Below are 18168 nucleotides of genomic sequence, written 5' to 3'. Positions count from 1 at the left end.
AATAAACGAGTAATAGGCTGCATGAATTCTACAATGATTGTTCAAGCATCCAGGCATAATCATCTGCAGTGGCTATACGCGGATTGGTCTTGTGACTGTGGTCCGCCAAAGCCCCCTCGATGATTCGTATAAACATCGCCTTCTTTACATCAAGCTGCGTCAGGCTATTGGGTAATCCCAAGCGTTGATTCATCGCTCTGATAGCCGGTACGACTGCTTCTGCACCGCCCACATTCATTGCCTGAGCGATGCGCTCCAACTTGTTTTCCTGCCGGACCGATTCCGAGCTAGCATTAAAGGTGATTACGGCCGGCAGAAAAATTGCGTTTAGCGTCCCATGATGCAAACGCGGATTAAGGCCTCCTAACGAATGACTGAGGCTATGTACACACCCCAGCCCTTTCTGGAAAGCCATTGCCCCCTGCATAGAGGCACTCATCATGTTTAGGCGAGCCTCCCGATCAGCTGGCTGGTGTGTAGCGCGCTCAATATGAAGCCATGCTCGTCGTAATCCATCCAAGGCAATTCCATCAGCCGGCGGGTTGAATGCAGGCGACATAAACGTTTCCAGACAATGAGCAATTGCATCCATACCAGTGGCAGCGGTTAACAAAGGAGGTAAGCCTAGCGTTAACTCTGGGTCACAAATAGCCGCTTTGGGGATCAAGTGTGGCGACAGCACGCCTACTTTACGGCCGTCATCCAGAATCAGAATAGCGCCACGACCTACCTCACTCCCAGTACCTGCCGTTGTAGGGATAGCAATTACAGGTGCCGTACGGGCAGTGATACGCCCCACTCCACCCTCGATAAAGGCAAAGCTCTTCAATGGTCCTTCATGGGTACCGCAAACAGCAGCGCCCTTGGCCAAATCAATTGAAGATCCCCCTCCAATGGCAATGATCCCATCACAGCCCTGGGAACGATAAAGCTCTGCAGCAGCGCGTACAGCCGCCTCGTTTGGATTAGCTGGCGTCTGGTCAAAAATATCGACTAAATGCCCACGGGAGAGATGCGTCAGAACGCGATCCACAATACCTGTAGCTCGCACGCCGGCATCAGTCACTACCAGAGGTTTTTGTATACCAATGCGATCACATTCCTGCTGCAATAACGCAATCGAGCCGTAATCGAACTGAATCTGAGTGAGATAGCTGATAAGAGCCATAGTAGGTTCAACCTTGTGCGGAGATTGTTTTTGTAATAGCTGAAGCGCCTATGCCTTAAATACAATCAGGGCACTGGCGAATCCAGGACAAGCTTTGCCTTACGACCTGACACTACTGCATGGGTACTTTTGCAGCTAATGAAGGGGTCTGATACAACTATAAGAAAAGGTTATATCCATGCTGCCTTCTGTCACCTCCATCTTTTCACGCTTACGGCTCAAGCAGTTGCGCCTCCTGATCGCATTGGGTGAGCAAGGCTCGCTCGTCAAAGCAGCCGAACACGTCGCTATCAGTCAGCCGGGAGCCACGAAAGCGCTACAGGAGATTGAAACGATATTAGGGGCGCCCTTGTTCACAAGGACCAACCGAGGGCTGGAGCCAAACGACCTAGGTTATTGTGCTATTCGCTACGCACGCCTAATCCAGACAGACTTAACGCATTTACGCGATGAGATGATTGGCATATTGCAAGGGCATGGCGGTCGCCTATCGGTTGGAGTCATCATGGGAGCCGTGCCGTTCGTAACCAAAGCATTGAGTAGACTGCTAGATAAGCAGCCGGCTTTGTCGGTAAAAATCGTGGAGGATACCAGCGCTCAACTGCTGACGCTGCTTGATCAAGGGCGTATTGATCTGGCTATCTGCCGTACCAGCATCAGTCGCCATCCCGATCTCTACGACAGCCTGGATATTTGTGATGAAACGCTAGCCGTTGTAGCCAGCCCCACTCATCCAATGGCACATCGTGAAAAGCTTTCTCTTAAAGACCTGGCAGATTCACGTTGGGTTGTGTACTCCGCCCACATGCCTATGCGCCTACTTCTAGAGCGAGAGTTTCATGAAGCTGGCCTGCGCTTTCCACTGTATCTGATTGAAACCACTTCGGCTCTTGCAACCCTGACCCTGCTTCAGCAAAACCCTTCTTTCGTAGCACTGCTTTCTAACGATGTAGCGCATTTTTGTATGCACTTTGGCATAACCACACGATTGCCAGTGACCCTTTATAGCCGTAGTGAGCCCTATCAGCTGATTACACGGCGTGGCACAACGCTTTCACCTGTAGCCAATCTGTTTACCGAGGTACTGGCAAGCGCTGAAAAACCTTTCTTGTGAGCAATGCCAACGCTTTAGGGCATTTGCTCCAAAGAGCGCCTCTCTACACGAAAAGCGCGCCCTGTTGACTTGGTTGATGATCTACAGCAATTGACGACGACTGAGATTTTTCATCAAAGCTAATACGCCGAAATCCCAAGGTGTTACAGCGTTACTATGATTCACCCGGTTATGTAGCCCACCCAACTGGGTACTAGAAATACTGACCCGATCATGTAATTTATGTGTAAAACCACCGCCAGGATGATCGCGATCCTCCGTCGGAGCGAAAAGTGTGCCCATAAAAAGCAAAAAACCATCGGGATACTGATGATTGCGATTGATTGTCTGATTCACTAAATCCAATGGGTCACGGCTGATCTGACTCATCGAACTACGGCCATTTAGAACAAAGCCGTCTTCCCCTTCTACACGTAAATCCACGTTACAAGAACGTATATCGTCTATCCCAAAGCTTTCATCGAACAGTCTAATAAATGGCCCAAGGGAGCAAGAACCATTGTTGTCTTTGGCCTTACTTAGTAACAGGGCGCTACGGCCTTCGAAATCTCGCAGGTTAACGTCATTACCCAGGGTAGCGCCTACAACCTCACCACGACTGTTTACCACCAGAACAACCTCAGGCTCGGGATTGTTCCAGGCCGAGCCCGGGTGCAGACCAATATCCATTCCACTCCCGACCGAAGCCAATACGGGCGCCTTGGTGAATATTTCAGCGTCAGGCCCTATACCCACCTCTAGGTATTGAGACCAGAGATCCTGCTCGATTAGCAACTCCTTTAGCTGCTGTGCGCTGTCCGAGCCTGGCACCACGTTACGCAAGTTATCACCAATGATGTTACGCACCTTGGCACGAATCGATTCGGCTTTTTGGAGATTACCACCGGCACGTTCTTCGATAACGCGCTCGACCATGCTGGCCGCAAAGGTAACCCCTGCTGCCTTGATCACCTGCAAGTCTGCAGGCGGTAGCAGGCTTGGTAACCTGGGATCTCTTTGACTTCCGCTATTAGCCAGTAGCTCCGCTACTGAGCAGAGATACGTTCCAGGCGCTTCCCGTAAGTGTGATAAGAGATCAGGCCCTTCAAACAAAGCACTTAAGGTCGATGAAGATGAGGACAGGTCATATACCCCTTCATCGCGCAGCTGGATCGGGGAAGGTCCTGCCAGATCTCCCGGAACCCAGGCGCGACCAATCAAAGTACCTTTTAGACCATCAGCAGGCAGTGTGTTTTCAGATGTCAGCAAGAGCGGTATAGCCATGGATATTCTATCTCTTCTTAGAAGCGACTAGGCCCCACTCGGCCTGAAACCGATATAGCCGACATGGAGTAGAGCAATGAGCTGTGCGACCATAACCAACCGTACCGTGGCCCGACCAATGACAATTTTTCAAGGGACGATATGACTTTGTTATCGAAACAGGACGCCTTAGGGATACCGGAAAGAACAGGCAAGTCGTTCGCGTTGCAGAGTTGGCTGCGTTTTCGGCATCTGGTCTTGATCGATACGTTGGCGCGTACCGGCAACATGCACTTGGCGGCACAACAGATGTGCCTAAGCCAGCCGGCTATCAGCAAAATGCTTCGCGACATTGAAGAACAGTTCGGCTTTGCTCTGTTCGAGCGCCTGCCTAGAAAACTAGCTGTAACGGAGTTAGGGCAGGTAGTTGTCCGCTATGCCCAAAGTACCCTTAATGACAACCTCGCTTTTAGTCGACAATTAGACAATTTGCGCCATGGTGGTTATGGCTATATCAAAATCGGAGCAATTTACGCTGCAACGGCGCTTACGCTGCCTAAGGCCATATTGCTGATGAAGCAGAAGCGCCCATTATTGTCCATCGAGCTAGTCGAGCAAACCAGCGACTATTTGCTACAAATGCTAGAGCATAAGCAGCTCGATTTGGTTGTAGGGCGCTTTACGGAATCATACCAGCAGCAGTATTTCACTTATCAGCCGTTGGCCAGTGAGCCCTTCCTGATTGCTGTAAATCCCTCCCACCCCCTCTGTACACAAAAAGATATTTCAGCCAAAGAGCTGATTGATTGGCCCTGGGTACTCTACCCTTTGAATACTCCCCTCCGACAGATAATGGAGCATGCGTTCGGTCAAGCCGACATAGCCTCTCCTGTCGATAGCATAGAGACCACATCGGTACAGACAACCCTGCATCTTTTGCAAAATAGCAACGCTCTAGCCCTTCTCCCCGAAACCGTTGTACGACCCTATCTAACCAGTGGAAGCCTGCATGCCTTATCGAGCACCTTCAGCATTAATCCGCTAGGCTATGGCATCCTGACTCGAAAAGATGAACTCCTGTCTCCTGCCGCCCAACTATTTATTGACATGCTCGAGTTCAGTGCCAATGCCGACATGCAGTTAAGCAGCATTGATAACCAACCGTTATAGCTTGATGAGAAAGCTTCATTAGACAGCGCGCCCCGTGCTTAATAGCTTGGCTTCGACGCACTTCTCATGTATTGCAACTCATGCAGACATGAAGACGCCTCGATCATCACTGACAATAATTTCAATAAGTGAGACCAGCCATGAACAATAAGAATCGCCTTGAGCGACGCTCCAATCGTCTACTGAAGACCCTATTGTTGCCCGCCTTACTGGTCTCGCCGCTAATGGCCATGGCCGCCTATCCCGAAAAGCCTATTCAATTAATCGTCCCTTGGGCCGCTGGAGGGGGTAGTGATGCCGCAGCTAGAGGTATTGCCGCTGCTCTAGAAGAGCAACTAAAGACTACGATCAACGTTGTCAACCGCCCTGGAGGCAGTGGTGTCGTTGGGCATACTGCCATGGCAGCGGCCAAGCCGGATGGTTATACGCTGGGCTTTATTACGGGTGAATTGAACATGCTGCATTGGCAAGGCCTTACCAAGCTTAGCCATGAAGATTTCACACCCATTGCCATGACTAACTATGACTATCCGGGCGTGCAGATTGCTGCCAATGCACCGTATGATACCGTGCAATCGTTACTACAGGCTATCAAGAGCGAGCCCAAAGGCACATTCAAAGCCTCTGGCACTGGTCTTGGGGGAATCTGGCACATCGCTTTTGCCGGTCTGCTCCTTGATCAGGGCATCGCCCCTGATCACATAACCTGGATTCCAAGCCAAGGGGCTGCCCCAGCAATGGTTGAACTGGCCGCAGGAAGCGTGGAAATAGTTCCTTCCTCGGTCCCTGAGGCACGTTCGATGATCGATGCCGGTAAAGCCAAAGGCCTTGCCGTTGTAGCGCCCCAGAGAAACCCCAGCTTTCCTGATATTCCTACGCTCAAGGAAGCGACTGGTAGTAATTACATCCTGGGTGAATGGCGCGGTATTGCCGGTCCGAAAGGTATGGACCCTGAGGTCGTAGCAACACTGGAGAAAGCGCTTGACGCTGCTTATCAAAGCGACACCTACCAGCGCTTCATGAAGAAACAAGGTTTCGGCGTAGAGTGGCGCAACGCCACTGACTTCAAAGAATTTTTGAAAACGAACGACGCCTATATGGGCGGCATTATTGAAAAGGTAGGCCTGAAAAAATAGGTCTTTCCAGGAGCTGTCTGCCTCAAAGTAGATCAATTTTGGCGCAGACAGTTTTTATATGCACAACCGGAAGGGCCTTCGTATGAAAGATCTGGTTATCGGCCTGTTTTTCGCAGCTTTAGGAATCGTCGTTCTGTTCATGGCTCAGGATTTTCCGTCTATTAGCGGCCTGAAGTATGGTGCCGGTCTGTTCCCCTCGCTAATCGGTATCGGCTTAATCCTTGCCGGTCTGTTCCTCGCAGCAGGCGCAGCACGCCAAGTTATTAAAAGTGGCGCCGCAGAAGGTGGCTCTCTCCGTTTTGCTCGCCCCTCTCTACAGGGACTGACACCACTAATACCCTGTGTCATGGTAGTAGGTTACATACTGCTCAGTGAGACCGTAGGCTCAACGCTGTACTTGATGATCGCCATGTTCATCCTGTTCTGCCTTCGTGGCACAAGGGTACTAACGGCGTTACTGATAGCCATAGGATTCTCGCTCTTAATTAGCGTGGCCTTTACCTATCTGCTTTCCGTACCCTTACCAAAGGGACCTTTGGGAATATAAGGAATTTGCCATGTCTGAACTTCTTGAAGGTTTTTTACTGGTCTTCAATTTCCAAACCCTACTGATCATTCTTCTGGCAGCTCTGTTTGGTGTCTTTGTCGGTGCGGTTCCTGGGCTCTCCGCGACGATGGCAGTGGCGCTACTCGTACCTATCACGTTTTACATGGACGCCACATCGGCTATCGCCGCAATCATTACTACGGCAGCAATGGCTATCTTTGCGGGCGATATTCCTGGAGCCTACCTCAACATTCCCGGTACACCCGCCTCTGCCGCCTACGTAGGCGATGCCAGCAAACTCGGTCGCCAAGGGCGCGCCCGTGAGTGTCTAGGTACAAACCTGATCTGTTCTGTAATCGGGGGCTTAGCCGGCACTATTGTTCTCATCCTTGTAGCACCCTCTCTCGCTGAATTCGCACTGAACTTCAGTTCGTTTGAGTATTTTTGGCTAGCCGTACTCGGCTTGAGCAGTGCCGTTTTCATCTCCCAGGGTTCGCCAGTCAAAGGTTTTCTTTCTCTGATGGTCGGCTTGCTGCTGGGTACCGTTGGGCTAGATATGGTAACCGGTACGCCGCGCTTTACCTTCGACATACCCGACCTTATGGCAGGCATCAACTTTATTCCTGTCATGATCGGCTTCTTCGCGCTGAACGAGGTCATGAAGCTTTATGCTTCAAAGGAAGTGATCTCTACAAAGGGCTCATCTCTTTCCATTCCACAGCAAGGTACCGTATTTGGCGCAGTACCCGGTCATTTGAAACGCTATTGGCGTAATGCTGCTCGCGGCAGCACATTAGGCGTTCTGATTGGAGCGCTTCCCGGAGCGGGAGCTGATATTGCTGCCTGGATTTCCTATGCCATCAGCAAGAAGCGCTCCAAAACGCCAGAGCTGTATGGCACGGGACACATGGAAGGTATCGTTGATGCCAGCTCAGCAAACAATGCTGGTATCTGTGGTGCTTGGGTGCCTGCGCTGGTATTCGGAATTCCTGGCGATTCGATCACCGCTATCGTGATCGGCGTGCTCTATATGAAAGGCATGAACCCTGGACCTACCATTTTCATGGACAACAGCAGCATGGCCTATGGGCTGTTTATAGCGTTCTTTGTGGCTAACCTGATCCTGATTCCGGTCGGATATCTGGCTATTCGCGGAGCCCATATTTTTGCCATCACACCAGCCAAGTTACTAATGCCGATTATTCTCTGCTTCTGCATTGTCGGCGCCTTCGCTATCAATAACACCCTGACCGACGTCTGGATCATGCTGGCCTGTGGAATCGCAGCCTATGTACTCAGTGCGGCAGACTTCCCCACTGCTCCTGCAATTCTAGGCCTGGTACTTGGCAATATTCTCGAAACCAATTTTCTGACGTCTATTCTCAAGGCTAATGGAGACTTGATGGCTTTTTTCCAGCGGCCTATCAGCGCCTCGTTGGGCGCGTTGGTCTTGCTGATCGTGCTGTACCCATTGATATCCAAACTGTGGCTGAAACGCCGGGCGGCATCCGCGCTACAGTCCGCTCAAGGAGGCCATTGAATGACCGTTGTTAATGCAATCGAGCTGGAAACCCTGATTCATCAATTGTTTGAAAAGGCCGGCGCCTCTAACGTGGTGGCCAGTACAGTAGCCCGTGTATTAGTAGAAGGCGATCTGCTCGGCCACCATACTCATGGAGTTAAACTCGCCCAGGGCTATCTCAAGGATATTCGTGCAGGACATGCCAAGGTCGATGCGCAGCGCCTGGAAGTGGTCAAGCAGTCGCCGGTCTGTACGCTATACGATGCCGATTATCTGTTAGGCCCTTATGTGGTTAGCCAGGCTCTGGACGCTACTACCCACGCTGCACGCCAGTACGGCGTAGGTGTCGCTAACATTCGACGCTCGCATCATATCGCCTGTTTGGCCGCATACCTTCAACCTGTTACCGAGCAAGGACTGGTGCCTATTGTTTTGTCTTCTGATCCTGCGGTCGCGTCAGTAGCCCCTTATGGAGGACTAGACCCTGTTTATACGCCGAACCCTTTAGCGATTGGCATTCCCAATGAGGGTGAGCCCATTCTAATCGATGTCAGCATGTCGACGATTACGAACGGATTGGTAAACAGGACCCGGCAAGAGGGTGGCCAACTGCAACATGAGGCCCTGTTGGATAATCAAGGCCAACCGTCTCGAAACCCCGAGGATTTTTTTACCAACCCTCCTGGCAGCATCCTTCCGCTGGGCGGGCTCGAGTTTGGCCATAAAGGCTTTGCCCTGGGCATCATGGTCGAAGCCTTGACGTCAGGCCTTGGAGGCTTTGGCCGGAAAGACGGGGTTAGTCAGTGGGGCGCAGCCGTGTATGTGATGACGCTGGATCCCGAGTTCTTTGGCGGGCTTGCCGCCTTTAAAGCAGAAATGAACCATTTTGTTGAACGCTGTCAGAACAGCCGACCCAGGATACAAGGTCAGTCAGTACGCATGCCAGGGCATGCTGGCCTCGCTCGGCGCAGGCGTTATCTGGAAGAAGGAATCCCATTGCCTACTGACGTACTGGATGCTGTTCGCGCAGCAGCACAGGAAGGCGGACTGAGTAGCCCCTTTTAACTCCTTGACGTGGTAAGTCTTATGATCAGCCCGCTAAGCTACCAGGTAACAAGGATTTAACATCTCGTCTAACAGACAGGCCTGACGGGATAACCCGTAAGGCCTGTCGCACAAGACAGTTACGTTAATACAGCACGTTTAGAGGCAAAGGACTTGAGCGGTATAGCGTCGGCAGCCGCTCGCCATTTTGGATCATGAATAAGGTCGGCGCTGAGTTCATCAAGACTGCTACAACCTAGCAACCCCAGCGTACGCTCGACCTCGGTTCGCAAGATGTCGATGGCACGACAAGCCCCAGGCCCCTTGCCTGCTGCCAGTCCATAAAGCCCTGCCCGTCCGATCAACACGCCATCGGCGCCTAGCAGTAAAGCCTTCACGATATCGCTACCCCGGCGAAAGCCACCATCGAGAAAGATTTCAAGCTTTCCCTTTGCAATACGTGCTACCTCCGGCAATGTCTCCATGGCTGATACCGAACCGTCGAGTTGACGGCCGCCATGATTTGACAGAATGATGCCATCTACACCGTATTGAAGGGCCAACTCGACATCAGCCGGGTGGATAATCCCCTTGATGATCAGCCGACCTTTCCACATGTCTCGAAGCCAAGCGATATCCTGCCAACTCAGGCTAGGATCAAGCTCAGCAGCCAAGGCGCTGGCAGCACCTTTTACTGAGTCCCTTCCAGGCGGCAAAAGGTCACCCAGGTTCTTGAAGCGTGGTACGCCATGAGGCACCAACACATCCCAGACCCACTCAGGATGCATCGCCACATCTAACCGGTTACGTAGGTTGAGCTTGAGAGGACGTATATAGTTTCGGCGATCCCACTCACGATTTCCGAAGATTGCACTATCGGTAGTAACAACAATCGCCTCTAGATTCAGTGCTTTTACTCGCTCTACCAGTTTGGCTACATGATCACGGGTACGATACAAATAGATCTGCATCCAAGCGCGCACACCCTCAATCCGGGAAATATCTTCAATGGACGTGGTCGAGGCATTACTTAACACAAAAGGAATACCCGCTTGGGTTGCCGCCTCGGCCAACCGAAGATCCCCTTTATCCGTGAGCAAACCGTTGAACCCCGTAGGCCCGATCAAAAATGGCAAAGCTGAAGGTTTGCCAAAGAATGAGCGAGTCAGGTTGCGTGTACTAACGTTGCGAAGTGTTCTCGGCTGCAACGTGATGCTTTCAAAAATGCTTCGGTTACGCTTAAGCGTAAATTCATCGTCGGAGCCGCCCTCTACGTACTCGAAGGAAAAATTGGGGAGTCGACGCCGGGCAACTTCCCGCAACTCTTCAATATTCTGCGCACGCAGATAGTCACGACCAGAATAGAGTCGCCTTTTCATGTATTGACCTGTCATTCGAGAGGACAATCGCCCGTAGGCAACTGTCAAAAACTAGAAGTTAAGCGCTAATAACAGGATTAGCCCTGCCAAGCCTTTACATCCTGACGTTGCTCACCTAATCCTGAAATCCTCAAGGTCATACAGTCACCGGCCTTGAGAAATTGAGGTGGATTCATACCGGCGCCTACGCCCGGTGGCGTACCGGTACAAATCACATCGCCAGGATTAAGCGTCATGAATTGGCTTATATAGCTAACGATCTCATCGACTCCGAAAACCATAGTGCGGGTATTGCCTTGCTGGCGCACCTCGCCATTTACTGTCAGACGCAGCTCCAGGTTGTTTATGTCACTGATTTCATTAGGCGTTACTAACCACGGGCCGATAGGCGCAAAGGTGTCGGCACTTTTTCCTTTATCCCATTGCCCACCACGCTCAAGCTGGAACGAACGCTCGGAAATGTCATTCACGACGCAATAACCTGCGACATGTTCCAATACCTGGTCACGCTCGACATACTGTGCTCGACGTCCAATGATGATACCCAACTCCACTTCCCAATCCGTCTTGGTCGAGCCACGGGGAAGAATCACCGTATCGTTAGGGCCCATGATGGCACTGGTTGCCTTCATAAACAGCACGGGCTCAGAGGGCACAGGCAAGCCGGATTCTCTGGCATGATCGGCATAGTTCAGTCCCACACAGACAATCTTTCCGATGGAGGCAACAGGTGGCCCAAGCCGGACATTGCCTGAAACAGAAGGCAGACTGGCATGATCCAGTGTGGCCAACTCCGTAAGACTCTCCATGGACAACGTTGCGCTATTAATATCGGCAACGATGGCGGATAGGTCACGAATCACCCCGCTTGCGTCCAACAGGCCGGGCTTCTCTTGTCCGGCAGGCCCATAACGTAGCAGTTTCATGACTCGCCCTCCTGGCGTGCTCGAACCCATGTCCCATTGATTTCGCCCAATACATCGAAGAGATGGGGTACATATTTGTCGCCATGCCCTAGGCTTTTGGCAAGCAGGAATGTCTGGTAGACCGACTCGGCAACAATGCCTGTAGACGGTGTCGCCTTAGCCAGTTGGGTGTAATAGCGCATATCTTTTTCGCAATTGGCAATAGCGAACTTCTGGCCTGAGTCATCTCCACGCAACACGAAAGGAATAATTCGCTCAAAGGTCCGACTATAGCCACCGCTGAGACTACAAATGTCGGCAAAAGCAGACAAATCGATACTATTCTTCGCAGCGGTACAGAACGCCTCTGCCAGGATCGCAGCGTTCCCCTGGGCAATAAAATTGTGAATCACCTTGGCCTTGTGACCCGACCCCACCGGACCTAAATAATGAATGGTCTCGGAAAAACACTGCAGTATCGGTCGGACTTTTTCCAATACGTCAGCTTCTCCTCCGACCAAAACGTTCAGACGCCCTTCTACGGCCTCCTTTGGCGTTCGGTTAACCGGCGTATCCAGATAGTGAGCTTTTTTCTCTGTTACCGCCTGGGCCAGCTCCGGTGTGATGGCCGGGTCACCTGTGCTGCAATCAACCACAATCTGCCCTGGGCGCAACCCTGCCAGCAGCCCCTTCTCACCCCCAAAAGCCTGTCTCACCTCATGGGAGCCAGGTAGGCACAGCAGAACCACATCGACCTGCTTAGCCAACTCAGCGGCAGACGTTGCCTCCTTGGCACCTTTGTCAACCAAATCATCGATAGGCTGGCGATTGCGATTGGCAATCACACTCAGGCTAAAACCCTTTTTGAGAACATTGGTTGCCATGGCATGCCCCATCAGACCAAGCCCAATGAAGCCCACATTCATTTCAGACATTCGAAGTCTCCTCGATGGACCTTTCCTAGAATCGAAACCGGTCGCTTCCTGTTCACAGGCAGGCGACCTGCCTGCCTTACTGGGCGCCACGTACCTTCTGGATTTCAGCCATGACTTCGCCGACCAATTCTGGGCCATAGTCCTGAGTGAATTTCTCCGTAGCAGGCTTGAGGTGGTCCCGCATACGCTGAATTTCTGCTGGGGCTAACTCATTGATTTGCATTCCGGCATCAGCTAGCGCCTTACGAGCGGTTATATCCATTTCCCGAGAAACTTTACGCTCGTAAGCCTGAGCTTCGGTCGCTGAGTCTCGAACAATCTTGCGCTCGCTGTCGTTCAGTTTGTCCCACGTCTTTTTACTGAAAATCGCAACCAGCGGATCATAGAAATGCCCCGTTAATGACTCGTACTTCTGTACTTCATAAAACTTGGATGTCTCAACCGCAGCCAAGGGATTTTCCTGGCCATCGACCGTACCGGTCTCCATCGCCGTGTATAGCTCGGTAAATGACATAGGTACGGGATTGGCCCCTAAGGTCTGGAAGGTTCCGATAGCCGTCGGGATCTGCTGTACACGGATCTTCAACCCCTGAAGATCCTCAAGCTTGGTAATAGGACGCTTGCTGTTGGATACATGCCGGAAACCATGGTCCCAATACCCCAAGCCAATCAACCCATGCGGAGGGAGGCTATCCAATAACTTCTTTCCAACAGGGCCATCTAGAACAGCATCAACTTCTTTAGAGTTTTGGAACAGAAACGGCATACCATAAAGACCAAATCCCTTCTCAATGCCTGTGAGTAAACCAGGAGTAACCAGCGTCATATCCACTGTGCCACCCTGCAGAGAAGAAATAACCTGAGTGTCGCCCCCAAGCGTACCGCTGGCAAACACCATCACTTTCATCTTGCCATCGCTCTTTTCCTTGACCAGATCGGCGAATTTCTGAGCGCCTAAGCCATGCGGATGGTTCTTTGCTTGGACGAAAGCAATCTTGAAATTATGCCGATTAATATCTTCTGCATGACTGGTCGTTGAAAATAGCAAGGCAGAACACAGCAGTGCCGTCAGTGCTTTTGGAATAATTCCCATGGTGTTTTCCTCTTTTTTGTCATTGTTGTCTTTGCGGTTTTTTAGATGTCGCTCATTAAGAGCCATTTATTTCTATGGGCGCCCGTTTTCGGTGAAGGTAGCCATCAGGAGCTCATCCAGGCGGCAGGCACGATCAGAAGCTCAGGGAACAGGAGCAGCAGTCCGACGATCAGCAACTCTGCAAGCAGGAAAGGCAGCGTCCCTCTGACAGTGGCAACGAAATCGATTTTCGACACGCCGGCAACCACATTCAGCACCAGCCCAACAGGCGGTGTGATCAGGCCGATGGCGCAGGTCATCACGAAAATTACGCCGAAGTACACAGGATCAATGCCCGCTTCAACTGCGACTGGCAACATGACAGGAGCCAGAATCAGAATGATAGGAGACATGTCCATAGCCATGCCGATCAGGATGACAATCACGACGATCAGCAGCATGATCAGGCGCGGGCTATCCATAAGCGGCTCAAGCAGTGCAATCACTTCGCTGGGCAGATCAGCCACAGTGATCACCCACGCGGCAACCAACGCCGACGCTACAAGAAACATGACCATGGCTGTCGTTGTAACTGCTGAAAGCAGTACGCCATAAAGGTCTTGAATCTTTAGCTCACGGTAGACAAACAGTGAAACCAGCAATGCATAAACGGCTGCTATTACGCCCGCCTCGGTAGGCGTGAATATTCCGAACTTCAAGCCAACAAGAATGATGATGGGCAATATCAGTGCCCAGATACCCTCATAAAATGCCTTGAATACCTCTTTGGACGAGGCCCTTGGCGTGGTCTCGATGACCTCCCGGCGGGAAACCAGATACCAGGCAATACAGAGCGATACACCCATCATTAAGCCGGGAACGATGCCTGCCAGAAAAAGCTTGGTTATCGATACATTACCCGCTACGCCAAACAGAATCAGGCCTATCGAAGGCGGAATGACAGGTGCAATGATTCCAGCGGATGCAACCAAGCCTACAGCAGTCCCCTTGTTATGCCCCACCTTGACCATCATTGGAACTAACAGGGCCGCCAATGCGGCAGCATCGGCTGCAGCCGAGCCAGATAGGCTTGCCAACAAGCATGCAGCTAAGATAGTGACGTACCCAAGGCCGCCCTTGATATGGCCGACCAAGGCTATTGCCATATTGACGATTCGTTTGGACAGGCCGCCAGAATTCATCAACTCACCGGCCAACATAAAAAACGGCACGGCCATCAGTGGAAAGCTGTCGGCGCCATTGATTAGGTTCTGAGCAATAATCTGGGCATCGAAAAGATCCAGGTAGTACATCATTCCGATACCGCAAATGATGAGCGAGTACGCAATGGGTACACCAATAATCATGGAACCCAGAAGCGAACAAACGAATATGGCAATAATGACCATTACTGACTCCGCTTTATTATTGTCGAGCAGCCGTCGGCCTGCCGATACGGCCTCTCGTGATAACGATGTTATTAAAGATGTGCTTCCAGCTTGCTGGAGTCAGGCTGCCGGATATCCTTGCTCATAATCAGTAGGAATATTTCATAGAGATGAATGAAGCTGGCGGATAGGCCGAAGACGATGCCTACACCATAAAACCATCCCATCGAAAGCCCGGTTACTGGCGAAGGAAAATTCCAGTTAATGTCTGTCTGTAACCAACTGCCTCTTAAAAAGAGAAGCGAGCAGGCCAGCATTAGCAGCTGGCTAATAATCAGGCTGATCCGTTCTCCCCACCGGGGCATATGTTTTAGAGCAATGTCTACACCCATATGGCCCCGGTCACGTAGCACGACTAGCGCGCCAATAAAGGTCAGCCATACAAAGGCCCAACGCGACAGCTCTTCAGACACTGTAATGCCCTGATTGAAGCCGTAACGCAGCACTACATTACCGAATACCAGAACGACCATTAAAACCAGGCTGAAAACAGCGATCACTTTGAGCAGATGGAAATAACCAGCTACGAGCTTACGGATCATAGCTGCTCTCCTAGATAGCGTTCTAAGAAGGTAGTTAGGTCTTTAAGCGGATGAATGACAGATACGGAGAAAGCGCATGGTGAGGCAGTACAGAGAAATCCGCTCTGCCCACGAATACAAGGAAAATACGAAACGACTGCGTACGACATGGGATCAGACCTCGGTTCTTATTTTTGTGACGATGTGAGCGTGCGATCTGAAAAAGACACTAGCATCAACAAACATTGCATGCAATGTTCATTTTTGCCATGATCATGACTCTCACCTACAACAAGAAACCGAGACCTCATCATGCAGCTGATCACCAAACCGCAGTCCGTTGTCGTTCTTAACGACCAGGATTCAGTGGCCGTAGCACGCAAACCCATCGCTCAAGGCACGCTGGTTACCGAAATAGGGATCAGTACAGGAGAGGACATTCCAAGCGGACATAAACTTGCTTTACGTGACATTGCCGAAGGCGAATATGTAATTAAGTATGGCCAAGTGATCGGTATGGCCAGCCGAGCTATTCCTGTCGGCACGCATGTGCACACTCATAACGTGGTAATGCCGGCAAGTCATACCAGTGATGAGCTTCCTTCTCCTTTCGAGCGTACACCTGTTTTACCTCCCGAACAGCGTCGTCGCTTCATGGGGTTTCGCCGCTCGAATGGTACTGTAGGAACACGCAACTACATTGGCATTCTGTCTACGGTTAATTGTTCGGCAACCGTTTCTAAGGCGGTAGCTGCGCATTTCGAGAAATCAGGACACCTCAAAGCGAACAATATTGATGGTGTGGTGGCTTTGACTCATGGAGGCGGCTGCGCCGTTAATACGGAGTCAGAAGGGTTCAAGTTTCTTGAAAGAACCTTATGGGGCTACGCTCGAAACCCGAACCTAGCGGGGGTTCTGATTATCGGTCTGGGGTGTGAAACGAATCAGATATCGTCACTTATGAAGAAATATGGTCTGGAGGAGACTCCATACTTTAAGGTGTTCAATATCCAGAATGCTGGAGGAACACGCAAGAGTATCGAGAAGGCCATTGAGCAGGTCGAATCTATAGCGAGCTCAATTGGCCGGCTTGAGCGGACCTCAGAGAGTGTCGAGCATCTTTGTATAGGACTTGAATGTGGTGGCTCCGATGGTTATTCCGGTATCACCGCTAACCCTGCGCTAGGTTATGCCGCGGATCTGCTGGTACGCCACGGCGGTACGGCAATCCTTAGCGAAACGCCAGAAATCTATGGCGCCGAGCATCTTTTGATTCAACGAGCCATTAGCCATGAGGTGGCCAATAAACTCCTTGAGCGGCTTCGGTGGTGGGAACACTACACCCGAATCAATGGTGCCGAGCTAAACAATAACCCCTCCCCTGGCAACAAGGCTGGAGGACTGACTACGATTCTGGAGAAATCTCTGGGCGCAGCCGCCAAGGGCGGCTCAACGTCACTCAATGCGGTTTACGAATATGCCGAGCCTATTACTGAAAAGGGTTTCGTCTTTATGGACAGCCCTGGTTACGATCCTGTCTCGGTGACCGGTCAGATTGCTTCAGGAGCCAATATTATTTGTTTTACAACCGGACGCGGTTCGGTTTCAGGCTTCAAACCAGCGCCGTGTATCAAGCTATCGACCAATACTGAAATGTATCTGCGTATGGAAGAGGATATGGACATTAACTGTGGCGGGATCGTAGAGGGTCACGAGACTGTAGCTCAAGCTGGCGAACGAATCTTTGAGGCTATCATCGATATTGCGTCAGGCTCGCTTTCTAAAAGTGAAGCGTATAACTACGGTGATAATGAGTTTGTACCATGGCCAATAGGCGCGGTAACTTAATTAGCTCTTTGTTTGGACGCAGCTCTTACCGGCTGCGTCTACTTAGACTAGGACTTTGAAAATTTCTAGAACTTTTTAAAATGGCATTCAAACTTTACATTAAATAATCAAGACAATCACTCTAAATACGGAACATCGGCTATTAGATTATTCTCCTTGAAAACGGCTAACCGCTGGGAAACTTTGCGCTCAGCAATACAAAGATGTTCCTCCATACTTTCAGCCGCCTTTTTAGGCTGCTTAGATTCGAGATGTTTAAATATCTCAAGATGCTCTTGAAAAAAAGGCTCCTCTTCTGGGAAATGAGTCTTATCCAAAAGAATATGTTTTCCCGATAACAGCAAAGAGTGAGTACGTTGGAGCAGTTGCAACATTTCTCGATTAGGGCAATAGCCCAGCGTGCGAATGTGTAAATCACTTTCTAAATCGTCAAATTGACGACTTTCCATATTGGGATATTGAGCTATAGCCTGGCTTAGTCGCCGAATAAATAGTTGAATCTTGGTAACAGGGATATGTTCGGCAGCTCTCATGAGCACATAGGGTTCAAGTCGGCGCCGAATTTCATACAGATTGTTCAGTCTTTGCTCATTCCACTCTAATAGCTGCCAACGCGAGCGTTCGTCTCTTTCCAGCAACCCATTAAGTTGAAGGCGTGTTAGGACCTGACTCGATATCGTACGGCTGATACCATAATACTTGGACAACTCAAGCTCATTGATGCGATGAGATCCAAATAGCGAATGGTACAAAAGCTCACGCTCAATATTGTTGTAAACACGCTGCCATGTCTCGGTTTTTTTTGGCAAGAGTTCTTTAGGCAAAGATGCAAACACATCTAATTGAAGCTTTTTGCGTATTACGCCTTCGGGCTGTGTACCTACTAGATATCCACGCCCTTCAAAAGTACTAATTAGTCCATCGTCACATAAACGATTAAGTGCCTGGCGTACCGGAGAACGGCTTATAGAAAATAGCTCCGAGAGATTACCTTCCAATAACAATGTGCCTTCTTCAATGCGTTTTTCTTGAATGCTGGCACTTATAACATCATATAGTTGGTCATTCAGGTGCTTTTTCATAATTCTCTTAACACCAAGCTAATACAGTAGGAAAA

General features: G+C 50.6%; 16 protein-coding genes. 7 read left to right on the top strand and 9 right to left on the bottom strand.

Annotation, left to right across the window (positions count from 1 at the left end):
- Positions 1-28: 28 nt before the first annotated feature.
- Positions 29-1168 (bottom strand): iron-containing alcohol dehydrogenase, encoded by a 1140-nt coding sequence (locus tag EAW52_RS23660; protein WP_122044318.1) that lies wholly within the window; start codon positions 1166-1168, stop codon positions 29-31.
- 178 nt (positions 1169-1346) lie between these two features.
- Here EAW52_RS23660 and EAW52_RS23655 point away from each other — a divergent pair, with 178 nt between their 5' ends.
- A complete protein-coding gene (locus EAW52_RS23655) occupies positions 1347-2282 on the top strand; it encodes a LysR family transcriptional regulator (RefSeq protein WP_122044317.1) in 936 nt (311 codons plus the stop codon).
- Between the two features lie 81 nt (positions 2283-2363).
- Here the strand turns inward: EAW52_RS23655 and EAW52_RS23650 are convergent, their stop codons facing one another.
- Positions 2364-3539, bottom strand: a complete 1176-nt coding sequence (locus EAW52_RS23650; RefSeq protein ID WP_177411940.1) for a fumarylacetoacetate hydrolase family protein — start codon at positions 3537-3539, stop codon at positions 2364-2366.
- A gap of 147 nt (positions 3540-3686) precedes the next feature.
- On the opposite strand from EAW52_RS23650, the gene EAW52_RS23645 reads away from it, so the two are divergent.
- The 5 genes from EAW52_RS23645 (at position 3687) to EAW52_RS23625 (ending at position 8964) form a co-directional block, all read left to right on the top strand.
- The gene (locus EAW52_RS23645) at positions 3687-4694 is read left to right on the top strand and encodes a LysR family transcriptional regulator (RefSeq protein WP_122044315.1); all 1008 of its coding nucleotides are present in this window, start codon (positions 3687-3689) and stop codon (positions 4692-4694) included.
- A gap of 140 nt (positions 4695-4834) precedes the next feature.
- The gene (locus tag EAW52_RS23640) at positions 4835-5830 is read left to right on the top strand and encodes a tripartite tricarboxylate transporter substrate binding protein (protein WP_256680673.1); all 996 of its coding nucleotides are present in this window, start codon (positions 4835-4837) and stop codon (positions 5828-5830) included.
- Positions 5831-5912: 82 nt separating this feature from the next.
- Positions 5913-6377 (top strand): tripartite tricarboxylate transporter TctB family protein, encoded by a 465-nt coding sequence (locus EAW52_RS23635; RefSeq protein ID WP_073450476.1) that lies wholly within the window; start codon positions 5913-5915, stop codon positions 6375-6377.
- Positions 6378-6387: 10 nt separating this feature from the next.
- Positions 6388-7917 (top strand): tripartite tricarboxylate transporter permease, encoded by a 1530-nt coding sequence (locus tag EAW52_RS23630; protein ID WP_122044314.1) that lies wholly within the window; start codon positions 6388-6390, stop codon positions 7915-7917.
- Complete coding sequence (locus EAW52_RS23625) at positions 7918-8964, top strand: Ldh family oxidoreductase (protein WP_122044313.1); 1047 nt, start codon at positions 7918-7920, stop codon at positions 8962-8964.
- Between the two features lie 119 nt (positions 8965-9083).
- Here EAW52_RS23625 and EAW52_RS23620 read toward each other — a convergent pair whose 3' ends face one another.
- The 6 genes from EAW52_RS23620 to EAW52_RS23595 form a co-directional block, all read right to left on the bottom strand.
- The gene (locus tag EAW52_RS23620) at positions 9084-10322 is read right to left on the bottom strand and encodes an alpha-hydroxy acid oxidase (RefSeq protein WP_122044312.1); all 1239 of its coding nucleotides are present in this window, start codon (positions 10320-10322) and stop codon (positions 9084-9086) included.
- A 77-nt stretch (positions 10323-10399) separates the two neighbouring features.
- Entirely contained in the window at positions 10400-11248 is an 849-nt protein-coding gene (locus EAW52_RS23615) for a fumarylacetoacetate hydrolase family protein (protein WP_122044311.1), read from the bottom strand.
- Entirely contained in the window at positions 11245-12300 is a 1056-nt protein-coding gene (locus EAW52_RS23610) for an NAD(P)-dependent oxidoreductase (RefSeq protein WP_122044310.1), read from the bottom strand. The genes EAW52_RS23615 and EAW52_RS23610 overlap by 4 nt, the downstream gene beginning before the upstream one ends.
- Positions 12239-13255, bottom strand: a complete 1017-nt coding sequence (locus EAW52_RS23605; protein ID WP_073450523.1) for a TRAP transporter substrate-binding protein — start codon at positions 13253-13255, stop codon at positions 12239-12241. The genes EAW52_RS23610 and EAW52_RS23605 overlap by 62 nt, the downstream gene beginning before the upstream one ends.
- 104 nt (positions 13256-13359) lie before the next feature.
- On the bottom strand, positions 13360-14643 hold the full coding sequence (locus tag EAW52_RS23600) for a TRAP transporter large permease subunit (RefSeq protein ID WP_122044309.1): 1284 nt from the start codon (positions 14641-14643) through the stop codon (positions 13360-13362).
- A gap of 71 nt (positions 14644-14714) precedes the next feature.
- A complete protein-coding gene (locus EAW52_RS23595) occupies positions 14715-15224 on the bottom strand; it encodes a TRAP transporter small permease (protein WP_256680672.1) in 510 nt (169 codons plus the stop codon).
- Between the two features lie 291 nt (positions 15225-15515).
- Here EAW52_RS23595 and EAW52_RS23590 point away from each other — a divergent pair, with 291 nt between their 5' ends.
- Positions 15516-17051: a UxaA family hydrolase gene (locus tag EAW52_RS23590; protein WP_073450469.1), complete on the top strand. Its 1536-nt coding sequence runs from the start codon at positions 15516-15518 to the stop codon at positions 17049-17051.
- A 116-nt stretch (positions 17052-17167) separates the two neighbouring features.
- Here EAW52_RS23590 and EAW52_RS23585 read toward each other — a convergent pair whose 3' ends face one another.
- Positions 17168-18133 (bottom strand): GntR family transcriptional regulator, encoded by a 966-nt coding sequence (locus EAW52_RS23585; protein WP_177411921.1) that lies wholly within the window; start codon positions 18131-18133, stop codon positions 17168-17170.
- Between the last annotated feature and the right edge of the window lie 35 nt (positions 18134-18168).

Source organism: Pseudomonas sp. LTJR-52 (genome assembly GCF_003691465.1).
GTDB classification, from domain to species: Bacteria; Pseudomonadota; Gammaproteobacteria; order Pseudomonadales; family Pseudomonadaceae; genus Chryseomonas; species Chryseomonas luteola.
The sequence above is the reverse complement of the archived record's forward strand: the minus strand, read 5'-3'. Positions and strand labels throughout refer to the sequence as shown.

Coding starts and splice junctions, on each gene's coding strand:
- EAW52_RS23660 (WP_122044318.1), bottom strand. CDS start 1,168: ATGGCTCTTATCAGCTATCTCACTCAGATTCAGTTCGATTACGGCTCG.
- EAW52_RS23655 (WP_122044317.1), top strand. CDS start 1,347: ATGCTGCCTTCTGTCACCTCCATCTTTTCACGCTTACGGCTCAAGCAG.
- EAW52_RS23645 (WP_122044315.1), top strand. CDS start 3,687: ATGACTTTGTTATCGAAACAGGACGCCTTAGGGATACCGGAAAGAACA.
- EAW52_RS23640 (WP_256680673.1), top strand. CDS start 4,835: ATGAACAATAAGAATCGCCTTGAGCGACGCTCCAATCGTCTACTGAAG.
- EAW52_RS23635 (WP_073450476.1), top strand. CDS start 5,913: ATGAAAGATCTGGTTATCGGCCTGTTTTTCGCAGCTTTAGGAATCGTC.
- EAW52_RS23630 (WP_122044314.1), top strand. CDS start 6,388: ATGTCTGAACTTCTTGAAGGTTTTTTACTGGTCTTCAATTTCCAAACC.
- EAW52_RS23625 (WP_122044313.1), top strand. CDS start 7,918: ATGACCGTTGTTAATGCAATCGAGCTGGAAACCCTGATTCATCAATTG.
- EAW52_RS23620 (WP_122044312.1), bottom strand. CDS start 10,322: ATGAAAAGGCGACTCTATTCTGGTCGTGACTATCTGCGTGCGCAGAAT.
- EAW52_RS23615 (WP_122044311.1), bottom strand. CDS start 11,248: ATGAAACTGCTACGTTATGGGCCTGCCGGACAAGAGAAGCCCGGCCTG.
- EAW52_RS23610 (WP_122044310.1), bottom strand. CDS start 12,300: ATGGCCCAGAATTGGTCGGCGAAGTCATGGCTGAAATCCAGAAGGTAC.
- EAW52_RS23605 (WP_073450523.1), bottom strand. CDS start 13,255: ATGGGAATTATTCCAAAAGCACTGACGGCACTGCTGTGTTCTGCCTTG.
- EAW52_RS23600 (WP_122044309.1), bottom strand. CDS start 14,643: ATGGTCATTATTGCCATATTCGTTTGTTCGCTTCTGGGTTCCATGATT.
- EAW52_RS23595 (WP_256680672.1), bottom strand. CDS start 15,224: ATGATCCGTAAGCTCGTAGCTGGTTATTTCCATCTGCTCAAAGTGATC.
- EAW52_RS23590 (WP_073450469.1), top strand. CDS start 15,516: ATGCAGCTGATCACCAAACCGCAGTCCGTTGTCGTTCTTAACGACCAG.
- EAW52_RS23585 (WP_177411921.1), bottom strand. CDS start 18,133: ATGAAAAAGCACCTGAATGACCAACTATATGATGTTATAAGTGCCAGC.